Annotated in this window: 10 protein-coding genes and 2 tRNA genes; 4 read left to right on the top strand and 8 right to left on the bottom strand. The window is 44.4% G+C overall.

Features of this window, described 5'->3' with window-relative positions; genetic code table 11:
- Positions 1-757 precede the first annotated feature (757 nt).
- From JI65_RS11130 to JI65_RS11155, 6 genes are all read right to left on the bottom strand, one after another.
- A tRNA-Met gene (locus tag JI65_RS11130) sits at positions 758-830 on the bottom strand.
- 8 nt (positions 831-838) lie between these two features.
- Positions 839-912 (bottom strand) — tRNA-Gln (locus JI65_RS11135).
- A 93-nt stretch (positions 913-1,005) separates the two neighbouring features.
- On the bottom strand, positions 1,006-3,309 hold the full coding sequence (locus tag JI65_RS11140) for an ATP-dependent helicase (RefSeq protein WP_191016516.1): 2,304 nt from the start codon (positions 3,307-3,309) through the stop codon (positions 1,006-1,008).
- Positions 3,310-3,337: 28 nt separating this feature from the next.
- Positions 3,338-4,846, bottom strand: coding sequence for a 30S ribosomal protein S12 methylthiotransferase RimO (gene rimO / locus JI65_RS11145; protein WP_191016519.1), 1,509 nt, complete (start codon positions 4,844-4,846; stop codon positions 3,338-3,340).
- Positions 4,839-5,948, bottom strand: coding sequence for a helix-turn-helix domain-containing protein (locus JI65_RS11150; RefSeq protein WP_191016522.1), 1,110 nt, complete (start codon positions 5,946-5,948; stop codon positions 4,839-4,841). The genes rimO and JI65_RS11150 overlap by 8 nt, the downstream gene beginning before the upstream one ends.
- A gap of 3 nt (positions 5,949-5,951) precedes the next feature.
- Positions 5,952-6,617, bottom strand: a complete 666-nt coding sequence (locus JI65_RS11155; protein WP_191016525.1) for a LolA family protein — start codon at positions 6,615-6,617, stop codon at positions 5,952-5,954.
- Between the two features lie 336 nt (positions 6,618-6,953).
- On the opposite strand from JI65_RS11155, the gene JI65_RS11160 reads away from it, so the two are divergent.
- The gene (locus tag JI65_RS11160; protein ID WP_191016528.1) at positions 6,954-7,925 is read left to right on the top strand and encodes an MBL fold metallo-hydrolase; all 972 of its coding nucleotides are present in this window, start codon (positions 6,954-6,956) and stop codon (positions 7,923-7,925) included.
- A gap of 161 nt (positions 7,926-8,086) precedes the next feature.
- On the top strand, positions 8,087-8,320 hold the full coding sequence (gene rpmB / locus JI65_RS11165) for a 50S ribosomal protein L28 (protein WP_191016530.1): 234 nt from the start codon (positions 8,087-8,089) through the stop codon (positions 8,318-8,320).
- 117 nt (positions 8,321-8,437) lie between these two features.
- Here the strand turns inward: rpmB and uvrB are convergent, their stop codons facing one another.
- Entirely contained in the window at positions 8,438-10,441 is a 2,004-nt protein-coding gene (gene uvrB / locus JI65_RS11170) for an excinuclease ABC subunit UvrB (RefSeq protein WP_191016586.1), read from the bottom strand.
- A gap of 126 nt (positions 10,442-10,567) precedes the next feature.
- Here uvrB and JI65_RS11175 point away from each other — a divergent pair, with 126 nt between their 5' ends.
- Positions 10,568-10,933, top strand: a complete 366-nt coding sequence (locus JI65_RS11175) for a hypothetical protein (protein ID WP_191016532.1) — start codon at positions 10,568-10,570, stop codon at positions 10,931-10,933.
- 226 nt (positions 10,934-11,159) lie between these two features.
- Entirely contained in the window at positions 11,160-11,924 is a 765-nt protein-coding gene (locus tag JI65_RS11180; RefSeq protein ID WP_191016535.1) for an acyl-[acyl-carrier-protein] thioesterase, read from the top strand.
- Positions 11,925-12,178: 254 nt separating this feature from the next.
- Here the strand turns inward: JI65_RS11180 and JI65_RS11185 are convergent, their stop codons facing one another.
- The gene (locus JI65_RS11185) at positions 12,179-12,772 is read right to left on the bottom strand and encodes an elongation factor P (protein ID WP_191016539.1); all 594 of its coding nucleotides are present in this window, start codon (positions 12,770-12,772) and stop codon (positions 12,179-12,181) included.
- Positions 12,773-12,798: the final 26 nt, after the last annotated feature.

Genomic DNA, 12,798 nt, shown 5'->3' on the forward strand with positions numbered 1-12,798 from the left:
TTATGATGTGCGTATAGTCGGCTTCTAAGGTCTGAGTGTTGTTTTGTCCGCACTCCACGAGTTTTCCTAAAGAAAAACTCGTGCTTTGGTGGGTGGAACTTGCAGGTGCTCACGAAACGTGGCGGGCAAGGAAAGCCGCGTTTCGCGGATGCGGATTTATTGCTCGCGCGACGTTCGCAATTATGATGTGCGGATAGTCCGCTTCTAAAGTCTGAGTGTTGTTTTGCCGCCCCCACGACTTTTCTGTCTGTCGGCGCTCACTCCGCTTCAAATCCTATACTTTGATTTATGAATCAGTTTTAAAGCAAAAAAAAGACTCATCTCGGATTGAGATAAGTCTTTTTAAGAGTAGGGGCAATAGGATTTTCCCTCCGGTCGCCGGCGTCGTGTCGGCTCGCTCCGGGCGGCTTTGTTCGCTTACGGCGGCATCCGTGCCGCCTCATCCTCCCGTAGGTCGGCGCTCACTCCGCTTCAAATCCTATACTTTGATTTATGAATCAGTTTTAAAGACAAAAAAAAGACTCATCTCGGATTGAGATAAGTCTTTTTTAAGACTAGGGGCAATAGGATTTTCCTCCAGTCGCCGACATCGTGTCGGCTCCTTCCGGGCGGCTTTGTCGCTTACGGCGGCATCCGTGCCGCCTCATCCTCCCGTAGGTCGGCGCTCACTCCGCTTACAAATCCTATACTTTGATTTGGGAATCAGTTTTAAAGCAAAAAAAGACTTACCTCGGATTGAGATAAGTCTTTTTAAGAGTAGGGGCAATAGGATTTGAACCTATGACATACGGAATATGAGTCCGGTGTTCTACCAGCTGGACTATGCCCCCATTTTCGATGGTTCTCCACCCAGGATTCGAACCCGGACTCTGGGCACCAAAAGCCCGTGTGCTACCATTACACCAGCGGAGAATGTGCATAAAATATATAAAAATAATGAGGTTGTGTCAATATCGATTGCACCTTATTTTTGTTTTTTTTATGAATTTTTTGCAGATTCAGAGATTATTCAACGACCATCAATGCTGAACTTTGATATTTTGGTAAAAAACGCTTTTTTCCGCCGTTTTCAAATTGGACGGTAATCGCGTATTCGTCATCGTCGGTGGTCAGAGTCGAGATAATCACGCCGTAACCGTAATCGTCGTGGTAAATTTTTTTTCCGCGCGAATATTTTCGTTTTATCGGGTCGGTCTCCATGTCCGGGTGGGAAAGGCCGTTTGTGCCGTAGTCACCGCCGTGAAAACTGTTATCTGTTCTGAACGAAGATGGTTTTCGGCCGATGATTTTTAGCAAGGCGGGATTCATTTCTTTTAAGAACGGGCTAGGCTCCATGTATGACGTGCGCCCGTACATTCGACGCATTGAGCAGCTTGTGAGATAAAGCTCATTTTTTGCGCGCGTAATTCCAACGTAGCAAAGTCTTCGTTCTTCCTCAAGCTCCGCAGGATCGTCGTCTTCGCGCGGAAAAATTCCCCTTTCTATGCCGGTGATTATTACGCGGTTAAATTCAAGACCTTTTGTGTTGTGAAGGGTTATAAGCGTAACTTTGTCGGTGTCTGCTTCTTCCTCGCCAGTTTCAAGCGTGCGATCAAGCTCAATATGATCGAGGAACTCTAAAAGTCCATTTGAAGTGCACGGATAAAGGACTGCGCTGTTTGAGAGTTCCTGCATGTTCGCGGTGCGCTGTGAACCCGAAATTTCATCTTCACTTTCATAAAGAGTCTTTAAACCTGATTTTTCGGAAATTAAATCGATTAAAACTGAAAGATTCGGTTTGTCAACTTGCGATTGCGCACCATCTTGTTCGTTTTTTTGTAGCTCCGCATAAAATTCATCCATAATCTCAACGAAATGGTTTATGCCTTCCCGTGCCTTTTTCGTGAGTTTTTCGCCAAAAGTCCTGCTTGTTTCGAGAAGGTTTGTGTTTTCTGCCTTGCCGTCCTGTAGTTTTTCGCGTGCCGCGTCAATGAGTTTCTCCTGAGTCGTTCCGCCAACTCCTCGGGCTGGCTTGTTGATGATTCTTCGGAATGCGATTTCGTCGCGCGGGTTTGCGATTAACGCGAGGAACGCGAGCAAGTCTTTGATTTCTTCGCGTTCGTAAAATTTTAGCGAACCGATAACCGCGTAAGGGATTTTTTTATGCATAAAAGTCGTCTCAAAGGTGAGCGACTGTGCGTTTGTGCGGTACAGAATTGCCCAATCGCTGTAAGGGCTGCCGTTCTCGTGGGCGAGCTGAATCAAATCCGCGCAAAAGTTCGCTTCTTCGTCTTGGTTCGGCAAAAACGCGAGCACTGGCTTTTTGCCATTTCCTCGTTCGGCTTGCAAGGTTTTACCGAGCCGTCCTTGATTGTGACGCACAACGTTGTCCGCAATTTTGAGAATCTCGGATTTTGAGCGGTAATTTTTTTCGAGTTTGATGACTTTTGTTCCTGGAAATTTATTTTTGAACGTAAGAATGTTCTGAATTTCCGCTCCTCGGAATTTATAAATCGACTGGTCGTCATCGCCGACGACGCACACGTAAGTTCCGCTGTTTTCTTTTACTCCGCTAAGTTCTTGCAGCAAAAGGAATTGTGCCACGTTGGAATCTTGATATTCATCAACCATGATTACTTTAAAACGTTGGTGCATTCGCCGGCGGATATTTTCGTTGTTTTTGAGAACCAAATATGGCAGCATGATTAAATCGCCAAAGTCTACGTTTCCTGTTTCCCGCAGACGGTTCTGGTATTTCTGGTAAATTTCTGGAAATTCTGGTTCCGAGGCGATTTCTGCAATTTTTTGGTCGTCTGGAGTGAGGCAGTAATCTTTTGCGAGAGAAATTTTATGGGCAAAGTGGTTTGCCTGCTGTTTTGTGAGTTTTGGGACTGCTTTGCACAAAAGCGTCACCATATCGTCGTCATCGTAAACCGTGAATTTAGGGTCAATTCCGGCTTCAAATGCGTTCATTCGCAAAAACCATGCGCCGAACGAGTGGAACGTGCGTATTTGTGCGTGAGACGCCCGCTCCTCCAGTTGGATAGCTCGTTCGTGCATTTCGTTCGCGGCTTTCTTTGTGAACGTGACCGCGAGAATTGAATACGGATCAAAATGCTTTTCGGCAATCAGGTATGCGATTTTTGTGGTGATTACGCGAGTCTTTCCGGAGCCTGCGCCCGCAAGAATCAAAAGAGGCGAGTCTTCGTGCATGACGGCTTCTTTTTGCTCTTCGTTTAAGACGTTCAAATATTGTTGCGTCTTTTCCGAAACAGACTCTTCATTTTGCGAAGCGTCATAAGAATCCAAAAATTCAGTAATCTTATCCATACCACTCCGTTTTTGGTCGCTTTTGCTCCTACAGATTCTCGTTTTGTGCGAAGGCCAACTTGCTTTCGCAAATTTTGTCGTTAAGCGGTGAGTCACATACGAATTCGCCGTTCAAGTCAACGTCGCCGCTTGAATATACATGAACGCGCACGAGCCGGCCTGTTTTTACGGCATTGTTTTCTTTTTCGTTGCCGCGGTCGTAGTTGATTACAACGCTTCCGTCTACTTCTGGAGCCTGGAACCATGCCCGACCGATTGCGATTCCTTCGTCCGGGGACTCCGGGTTTTCTGCGAGAACTTCTTCGATTAGAACGTCATAGTCCTTTCCGCAACGCTCGCTGAGTTTTTCGCGCGTTATGGCTGCCTGAGTCTCTACGAGTGCGTTGGCCCGCGCTTGGCTGACTTTTTTTGGAACGGGCTTTTTGAACGCAGCTGCTGGAGTGTTTTCTTCCTTGCTGTATGGGAAGCAGCCGCTCCAGTCCGTTCGAATTTCTTTTAAGAAACTTTGCGTGTTTTGAGCCTGCTCGTCAGTTTCGCCCGGAAAACCTGCAAGGAATGTCGTTCGTATTGCCGCTTCTGGAAAATAAGAGCGGATTTTTTGAATCAACTCAAAATACCTTTCGCGGCTTCCTGTCCTGTGCATTTGATGAATTACGTCCGTGTCGCCGCTTTGGAAAGGAATGTCAAAATATGGGAGAATTCTTTCGTCCGCTTTGATTACAGGGAGAATGTCTTCGTTAAAATGATCAGGATGAATATAAAGCAGTCTGAGTCTGAATGTTCCTTCAAGTTTTGAAATCATTTTTAGGAGCGTGCAAAGACCAGATTCTTCAGATTCACCGTCTTTGTTTTGTGTTCCGAATTCGGTGCCCGGCGTTCCGCAAGGGAGAGAAGTGCGTCCAGTTCCAAAAACATTGTCTGTGCGCCCTGTTCCGTATGCTGCCAAGTCTTGGCCAATCAGGTTAAGCTCATAAATTCCTTCGGAGATGAGCTTTTTGATTTCTGAAATGATTTCATCGGCTTTGCGGCTTCTAAGCTCACCACGGATTATTGGAATCGCGCAGAATGAACAGTGATTGTTGCAACCTTCCGTGATTTTTACGTAGGCAGCTCCTGGGAATGAGAGAAGCAAATTTCTGTCGCCTCCGCAAACACCCGCTTGTGGAGGTGTGAGAACAGGTCTTTCGCCGTTCATCAACGGTTCTACGACTTTGTAAAGTTGATTCAAATCGCCGTTACCAAAAAAACCGTCAGCTTCGGTAAGAGTGTCTTTTAACTCGTTTGCGTAACGTTCGGCAAGACAACCTGCAAGAAGAATTTTTGCTTTGGGATACATTTGCCGTGCAGAAATGACGGCATTCAAACTTTCGGTCTTTGCGGACTCGATGAATCCGCAAGAATTTACGATTATCAAATCGGCTTCCGCAGGATCGAATGTCTGCGTGTAGCCTTCCTTTTTGTTGAGCAGCGAGATTATAAGCTCGCCGTCAACTTGATTTTTTGCACAGCCGTGCTGGTCAATAAAGAATTTAGTCAAGGTTTACAACCACCAATTTAAATTTACCGTCAGTGTCTTTAATCCACTTTACGTCTACAACGACTACTTCGCCAGCCTTTCCAAGATAGCCATTTGAGCCAAGTTCGTATGTTCTAGAGTTTGCTACGACAGAAAGTTTTGCGACGTTTCCGTTAGAAATCCAGACTCTGATTCCGTTGCTCGAAGTGATGCTGAGCGTGCGTCCTGACTCGTAATAATCATCGATGATATCTTTTCGGTCTGAGCGATAGCGTAAAAGACAACCGTATCCGGCTTTGAATGAAGCGTTCAAAACGAACGGGTAAGGTCTGTTGTCAGAGAAAAGCTCGGTGTAAGGCTTGTCCTTTGGCAGCGAGTCAATGTCTGCAACCTCGTCTTCTTCTGTTTCCGGCTCTGGAATAGCATTTCCGTCTTTGAGCATGATTTTTACTTCTGCACCGCGGTCTACGTTGTTAGAAGAAACGTCTGAAACGTAAACGATTAATTCTGGAATTCCGTCATCGTCAACATCAATGTCGGCTTCTTCAGAAAGTTCAATGTAGCGCCGTCCTGCCGGAACTTCAATTCCGAAGATTCCAGAAGTTTCGATTACGGTAAGACAAATTTCGCCTTCCGGCTTTTTAAGAATAAGCTGGTCGGTTTTGAAAAGTCTTCCTTCGAACGGATCGTCAGTTAGCGTATATTTTTTGAAGCTTTTGTCTACAGATACTGCGTTTTTGAGAGCCTCTTTTTCGAGATAAATCTTTCGGATGTAGAAACAACTTGCAGCGGCAAGCCCAAAAAATGCTAGAATCGAAAGCGTTACGATTAACGGAACGACCCAGCGAGGTCTTTCACGCATCGTTAATGCCGCCGGCGGCGGAGTCTCCTGCAATTTTCGGGCATGATAAAGCGTAATCAAACGTTCTTTATCCACACCGAGATATTCAGCATAGTTTTTCAAAAAACCGATAAAATATGGTTCTCCAGGAAAACTCTCTGGGGAATCTCTTTCGAGTGCTTCGAGATAATTTTTTGCGATTGATGTCTCTCTTGCTATAGTTTCAAAGTCCAGATGCTTTTCTTCTCTGGCTTTTTTTAATATTTCTCCGTAACTTTCCATTTTTTATTCACCAAGCAAGAAATCATTGTAGCTGTTTGCGTAAGAAGGAACTTCATAGAAAAATTTCTGCTTTGGAATTCCGGCATTTACAGCATATCCGCTAAAGTTGAAGACAATCGTCTCACCCTGCGGAGTGATTCCTTCCATTCTTCTGATTAATTTTGTGTTTGGGTTAATTGACATTTTGATATATCTGAATGTCTCCGAATTATTTTTTCGGCTCAAAACCAATTTTATAACATTTTCGTTCGACTTTTCATCCATCGGGACGGGATCTTGGCCAGACTCATAAGCTACGGTGTAGTAGCGTGACATGAGAGTTAGTCCTTTGGAAGTCATAAGGGTTGCGTCATCTCCCTGCTGAACTTTTTGTGTCAGTGCAGCAGCTGAATTCGGAAGGTAAATCGTGAGAGTCTCACCGTCGTAATAAATTGTCTGACCCCACGGAGTTGTGAAGTCTACGCGAAGAAAACCTGAATTTTTGTAGTAGACCGTTCCGCTCATATTCTGTTTTTCTGTTTTTATATCGAGATGGCATCTGTAGTCCCGTAAAGATGAGTAATAGTCCGAAACTGATTTAAAAAAAGCCGCAGCTGTCATAATTTCCTCTGCAGCACAGATTGAAATAGTAGAAATAGCGATTAAACATGCAAAAATAAATTTTTTCATTATGACCTCGTAACCATAAGATTCTAAAGTAGATACAAAAAAGTGGCAAGTGACCAACCGATTTTATTCATTGCAATCGCATTGCAAACTTGCTGTTGTAAAAAAATCTGTAGGTCATCCGTTGCGGTGTTTCACAAAAATGATGGCTGACCGTAATAGGTATCCGACTTCCTGCGGTCGCGAACGGTTAGAATCTTTTTTGTGCATTAGCGAAGCGTTGCCTTCCCTGCCGCCCAGCAGATTTTTAGCCAACTTGTTCAGAAAGTGTTTTTCATAAATCTTGTGTAAAACAGGAAGAAAAACTTATCCTTGAAAAGTGGTTAACGAGTTTTTATAATGGTTTGCATGAAGATGATTTTGATGGGAACAGGAACGAGTCACGGGGTGCCTGTTATCGGATGTGACTGCAAAGTTTGCCGCTCCACGCACAAGGAAGACCGGCGATATCGTTGCTCCGCTTATGTAGAAAATGAATCCAATACGAATGCAGATTTGTCCGGAAAACTTTTTCCCACAACGAACATAGTGATTGACACTGGACCTGAGTTCAGAATTCAATGCATCGAAAATCATCTTACGCGGCTTGACGGAGTTCTTATAACTCACAGCCATGCGGATCATTGCCACGGGCTTGATGACTTGCGGGTTTTTAGCCACACCCGCCCCGATATGTCAAAAAGTTCTGCTGACTTTACGCTTCCTCAAAATCAGAATTATCCGCTTGAAACAAAAGGGCCTGGCCTTCCGATTTATGCAAGTTCAAACACCGTTGAAGATTTGCTCTTCCGTTTTGCGTATGTCCTTAGGCGGACGGAGCTTGGCGGTGGGCTTCCAAAGCTCAACATGATTGCATGTGACGATTTTAATGACGAAAATCCTATAAAAATTGGCTCTGCAATTGTAATTCCGGTTCCGATGATGCACGGTTCAATGCGGACGACAGGGTGGATTTTGAAAAATCAGGCCGAACATTCGATTCTTTATCTTACAGACTGCAATTTTATTCCAGATTCTTCCATTAAATTGATTCAGAAATCAGCCGGAAAAATTGACCATCTTGTGATTGACTGGCTTCGGGAGGTTCCGCATCCGACTCATTGCAGTTTTAGGGAAGCTCTTGCTTATGCCGAACGAATTGGCGCGGGACACACGTGGCTGACGCATCTTTGCCACGACAAGTCTCACGTTGAGGTTCAAAAGTATATTGATGATAATTTGAAGGATTTTCCAAGACTGGAGGAGATTGTCAAAAAAGGCGGTAATGTTTCTCCGGCTTATGACGGGCTTGTTCTTTACACTGCAGAATGATTTTATGAGTGAATTCGCCGCAATCATTCTGGACACCTCGAAAAAGTGAAGTTTTTAGAGGTTCCCCTCTGAATTCACATTAAATTCATATTGACAGATGATTTTTAAATTCGTATACTTTACGAACTCAACTGTAATCAATATTAGGTAGGTATAAAATCATGTCTAGAGTTTGTGAAATTTGTGGAAAAGGATCTCAGCACGGTAATAAAGTATCTAAATCATACAACCATACACGTCGCCAGTGGAGACCAAACCTCTTGAAAATCAAGACTGAGGATTTCGGAAGATCTGAAACTTTGACAATCTGCACTCGTTGTCTCCGCTCAGGATTCATCACAAAGAAAATCAATGTTGTTCCAGCAAACGCAGGTGCACCTGTAGCTGCTAACTAATTTTATATTGAAATTAGAATATTGATTTTGAAAACCCGTCGAGATGCTCGGCGGGTATTTTTTTTAGTTGAACATGGGCATTTCGGCACGCGCACGACCGTGTGCGCTCGCTTGCCGCTATTTGAGTGAACCGTAAGTGGCTTCGATTTCCTTGATTTGATCTCGGATAGCCGCTGCTTGCTCATATTCCAATCTGTCGGCGCAGTCGCTCATTTCTTTCTTCAGGGCTTCAATCAGTTTTTTACGCTGCTTTGCGTCGAACAGGTTTGCGCTCTTTTTTAGCACTGCAAGTTCCACTTCGGCGTTTTCTTCCGCGTCTTTCTGCTGGCGCACAAGAATGTCCTGAACAGCTTTTGAGACTGTGTGCGGAGTGATTCCGTGCTCTTCGTTGTATTTCTGCTGAATCTCACGGCGTCTTTTTGTCTCGGAAATTGCTTCCTTCATCGCTGGCGTAATTAAGTCCGCATACATTACGACGGTGCCGTTTTCGTTTCGTGCAGCACGTCCGATAATCTGAATCAAGCTGGTCGTTGAGCGCAAAAATCCGATTTTGTCCGCGTCTAGAATCGCAATAAAACTTACTTCCGGCAAGTCGATTCCTTCGCGCAGAAGGTTGATTCCAATCAGCACGTCAATTTCACCGGTTCTGAGCGATTTTAGAATCTCAACACGCTCGAAAGTGTCGATTTCGGAATGAATGTACTTTACTTTGAGGTGCAGCCCCAAAAGATAGTCCGTCAGGTCTTCCGCCATTTTTTTTGTGAGCGTCAGAATCAAGCTTCGCTCGCCTTTTTCGATTCTTTGTTTGACTTCTTTGTAAATGTCTTCCATTTGGCCTTCGCTCGGCCGCACGTGAATAAGCGGATCCAAAAGCCCTGTCGGGCGGATAATCTGCTCCACGACCTGCGTTGACTGTGCGATTTCTTCTGCACGGGGCGTTGCCGTAACGTAAATCACCTGATTCAGTTTTTTTTCAAACTCGGCGAATTTGAGCGGACGGTTGTCCAATGCTGAAGGCAGGCGGAATCCAAAATCAACGAGGTTCTGTTTGCGGCTTCGGTCGCCTTCGTACATCGCTCCGATTTGCGGAACCGTAACGTGGGCTTCGTCCATCATACATAAAAAATCATCCGGAAAATAATGCAGGAGAGTTGCCGGTGGTTCGCCTGTTTTTCTGCCTGAAATTGGTGCCGAATAATTTTCGATTCCTGAGCAGTAGCCCATTTCTTTCATCATCTCAATGTCGTAGGTCGTGCGTGTTTTTAGCCGCTCGGCTTCCAAAAGTTTTCCCTGAGCGTTCAGGACAGCCAGACGGCTTTCAAGTTCTTCTTCGATTCTCTCTGTTGCCGAAATCAGCGCGTCGTGCGGAACTACGAAGTGCTTTGCAGGGTAGAACTGCATTTCGTCAAGTTCTTCCTCGATTTCCCGCGTAATCATGTTGAATCTTGTGATTCTTGCAACTTCGTCAAAATCCAGTTCGATTCTGTAAGCCGTGTCGGTTTCCATATACGGCGGATAGACTTCGATTACGTCTCCGCGGACACGGAAGTTTCCTCTGTCCATTGCCATGTCGTTCCGCGTGTACTGAATTGAGCAGAGCGCGCTTTCGAATTTTCTGATGTCGAGAATCTCGCCCTTTTCGATGTGAACCCGCATTTCTTTGTAAAGGTCCGGCATTCCAAGACCGTAAATGCAGCTCACCGTTGCAACAACGATTACGTCGCGGCGTTCCATAAGCGAGTAAGTTGCCTTTAAGCGGAGTTCGTCAATTTCTTTGTTCGTTGCAGCGTCTTTTTCAATGTAAAGGTCTCTTGCCGGAACATAGGCCTCCGGCTGATAGTAGTCATAATATGAGACGAAATATTCCACCGCGTTGTTCGGGAAAAACGATTTGAATTCGCGGTAAAGCTGCGCCGAGAGCGTTTTGTTGTGCGAGATGATTAGCGTCGGTCGCTGAACTTTCTCGATGATTTTTGCCATCGTAAAAGTTTTTCCTGACCCAGTAACGCCCTTTAACGTCTGATACCTGTCGCCTCGGAGAAATCCCTCCGCCAGCTTTTCAATTGCCTGCCCCTGGTCCCCGGAAGGCTCGTAAGGAGAAACTACCTGAAATTTACGCATAAAAAAAGTGTACAACAGAACGAAGAAAACTGAAAGTGGAGAGGAGAATTGAGAATTATGAGGTTCGATTTTCAATTCTTCATTCTTCATTCCTAATTTTCTCATTTTCGTTCCGATAATCTTTGTATGAAAAAAATTTTTTTTGCACTTGCTTTGTTTTTTACTGCATTTTTTGTGCTTGGCCAAACGGCAAAATCGGCTTACACGCAAAAACTTATGGTGCTTCCATACGGCGGGAGCGAGCTTTACACTAACATTTACGTTTTTAACACCGTGGACGAGGGCGAAAAAATCGCGGACGAAATCTTTGGAGTTAAGAATTTTAAGCGACTTGCTGAATCAAAAGACTTTAAACCTGTGATGAACCTTGTACCCGAACAGGGGATAATTGGTTATAATTATGGAATCTTTGTGCGCGACAATGAATTTTGGATTCTGCGCAATGAGGACAACGTTCACTTGTACGGGCTTGGAAGATACCTAAAACCCTAACGACGGTTTAAATATTGATGAAAAACAGGGAAACGCATTATGGAAAAGTTGACCAAAAAACTGGCGGTCGGTAGTGGAGGTGGAGAAAAAAATGATTCTGAGCATCGCGAGCGTTAGCGAGTCGGGTACCTATAAAGCTCAGCCATCATTTTTTTTAAACACCGCAACGGACGACAGCCAGTTTTTGCACTAATCTTATCTTAATGCGCTTTTACTTGGAGGAAATATGGCTGAATATAAACAGTTTCACGATGAAAAAAATTGCTTTAATTTTGAGACAATGGTTTATTTTTGCGAGGCGAACGACAACAAGCAGCTTTCGCTTTACGATTTGTTCAAAATCACTTCGGACGCGGCGGTTGAGGATTTTAACCAGCGTGGAATGAGCCGTGACGCGCTTTCTGAAAAGGACTTCGCGATTCTTGTGAGTCGTCAGTCATTCCGATTCCACAGAATGCCCCGCGAGAACGAGAAGATTGTGCTCCGCACATGGGAAGAAAAGCCGGAGGCGTTGCAGCTTGTGCGTGCCTACGAATTTGAGAGCCTTGAAGCTGGGCATGAAGGCGAAAAACTCATCAGCGGGCTTAGTTCGTGGATTGTAGTTAATCCTGCCACACGAAAAATCGTTCCGACTAAAAATTTTACGATGCGAGTTGCCCCGGAATTTGTTACCGAGCACGACTGCCTCAAGTACGGCAAAATTGCCCATCCAGAGAATCTTGAGATTTTTGACGAGCGAATCGTAAAGTATTCTGACCTTGACGGTAACGGGCACACGAACAATGCTCGTTACGGGGTTTTTGTGGCCGATGCTTTGCCAGAGAATCTCCGAAGAGTGAATTTTAAGGATTTTAGATTGAATTATGCAAAGGAAGCTAAACTCGGTCAAAAAATCACGGTTTACGGTGCGGTTGACGAAAATGCAAAAAAAGTGACTTTTATCGGAAAAACTGAAGAAGGCGTTTCGTTCGAAGCTGAATTGTATTGGTAAAAAAAGTGGCTTCCTAAAAGTATAAAAATCGGGGTTTGAGTCGGCCGGGTATTGTCATGCTGAAGTGGTTTCAGCATACATGCCTTTGCAACGGTGGAGAGATTCCGAAACAAGTTCGGAATGACAAAATTGTTATTCCGAATGACAATTTTGTTGTTAAAAATGACGTTCTTGCAGAAATAATAAAGCGGTGGTTGAGCCTGCCGAAAACACAATTTGCTGACAGGCTCAATGACCAATTGCAGAGTTATTGCTTATTTGTCTTTTGCGCGCTCAACGAATGAACCGTCGCGTGTGTCGATTACGATGCGGTCATCTGTGCTGCAGAACAATGGAACCATTACTTCGATTCCTGTATCCAATGTAGCTGGTTTTGAAGATTTTCCAGATGTATCGCCTTTGATTCCTGGTTCGCAGTAAGTGATTTTGCGAGTGATTCTGATTGGAAGATCGATACCAACAGCTTTTCCTTCGTAGTATGTAATTTCGAGAGAGTAGTCGTCATCATCGCCTTCTGCTTCAGACGGTTTGATGTAACCAGCGTTGTCGCCCAAGTCTTCTTTTGAGAGAACAACTTCTTCCCAGTTGTCATCCATAAAGTGATAATCATCACCGTCAACATAAGAAAGTTTTACTGCTTTCTTCTCAAGCTCGATTTCCTGAAATTTATCACCAGCATCAACACCGAGATCTTTAGTTGAACCAGTTACAATATTCTTTACGCGGAGGTTAACTGTGATACCCTGACGTCCACCTTTCTGACCAAGTTTTTTCTGAACGATGAGTGGCTCATTTTCACACATAAAAGCTGTGCCAACTTTGATTTCATTTGTAACAATTGTACCCATGATTGAATTCCTTTAATATAAAGATA

It is taken from the genome of Treponema zioleckii (assembly GCF_014737315.1).
Classification (GTDB): domain Bacteria; phylum Spirochaetota; class Spirochaetia; order Treponematales; family Treponemataceae; genus Treponema_D; species Treponema_D zioleckii.

Bases quoted from the DNA above. Each gene is read 5' to 3' on its own strand.
- JI65_RS11140 (WP_191016516.1), bottom strand. From the start codon at position 3,309: ATGGATAAGATTACTGAATTTTTGGATTCTTATGACGCTTCGCAAAAT.
- JI65_RS11150 (WP_191016522.1), bottom strand. From the start codon at position 5,948: ATGGAAAGTTACGGAGAAATATTAAAAAAAGCCAGAGAAGAAAAGCAT.
- JI65_RS11155 (WP_191016525.1), bottom strand. From the start codon at position 6,617: ATGAAAAAATTTATTTTTGCATGTTTAATCGCTATTTCTACTATTTCA.
- JI65_RS11160 (WP_191016528.1), top strand. From the start codon at position 6,954: ATGGTTTGCATGAAGATGATTTTGATGGGAACAGGAACGAGTCACGGG.
- rpmB (WP_191016530.1), top strand. From the start codon at position 8,087: ATGTCTAGAGTTTGTGAAATTTGTGGAAAAGGATCTCAGCACGGTAAT.
- uvrB (WP_191016586.1), bottom strand. From the start codon at position 10,441: ATGCGTAAATTTCAGGTAGTTTCTCCTTACGAGCCTTCCGGGGACCAG.
- JI65_RS11175 (WP_191016532.1), top strand. From the start codon at position 10,568: ATGAAAAAAATTTTTTTTGCACTTGCTTTGTTTTTTACTGCATTTTTT.
- JI65_RS11180 (WP_191016535.1), top strand. From the start codon at position 11,160: ATGGCTGAATATAAACAGTTTCACGATGAAAAAAATTGCTTTAATTTT.
- JI65_RS11185 (WP_191016539.1), bottom strand. From the start codon at position 12,772: ATGGGTACAATTGTTACAAATGAAATCAAAGTTGGCACAGCTTTTATG.